This is a genomic window from Oleiphilus sp. HI0117 (assembly GCF_001635235.1).
Genome location: NZ_LWGA01000483.1, coordinates 1 through 685, shown reverse-complemented (window position 1 = coordinate 685; position 685 = coordinate 1). Strand labels below are relative to the sequence as shown.

General features: G+C 39.4%; 1 protein-coding gene. It reads left to right on the top strand.

Annotated elements, in window-relative coordinates; genetic code table 11:
• Positions 1–129 precede the first annotated feature (129 nt).
• The gene (locus tag A3757_RS05470; protein ID WP_068739279.1) at positions 130–552 is read left to right on the top strand and encodes an NIF family HAD-type phosphatase; all 423 of its coding nucleotides are present in this window, start codon (positions 130–132) and stop codon (positions 550–552) included.
• Positions 553–685: the final 133 nt, after the last annotated feature.

Below are 685 nucleotides of genomic sequence, written 5' to 3'. Positions count from 1 at the left end.
TTGGGTATTCGGCCATACACATTTTAATGTCGATGAAATCAGAGGACGCACGCGTATCATCAGCAACCAACACGGTTATGGACGAGAATGCTCTGATTACCAACCAAATTTCATGATTGAATTGTAGAAATGATATTAGCTCTAGACCTTGAGTACACATTGATATCCAGCGCTGTCTCGTGCTTCGTCAGGCCCCATCTAAATGATTTCCTTGAATGGTCAAATGAAGCATTTGAAAAGGTATACCTATATACGACAGTTCCAGAACATAGAGTAGTGAAGATACAGCGTGATCTATTTGAGTTGAAGGAGGTTAATCACATTTTTCGTGATCTTAAATCTGTGACCTGGCCGAGGAAGGGGTTGAAAGATCTAACTTACGTCCATCACCAGTGGGACAGAGTAATCATGGTAGATGATCTGCCCGATTGTTATGCAGTACCCCACCAAAGAGATCAATGGATGGAGATTGAACCTTTTGATCCAGAAAAACCTGACATTGCGCTATCTAAGTTAATTGGGAAGCTTGAAACGAAACTAAGCGTCAATTGAGCCGATACCTCTTATTAAGTGTATTTTTTCTTGTATCCAAACTCAAATTAAAAGCCCTGATCAATGACATATTCAAACAAAGTTTATAGGAGATGATCTCAGTGAAAATGCAATCAAGAGTTGAAAAGTTTGA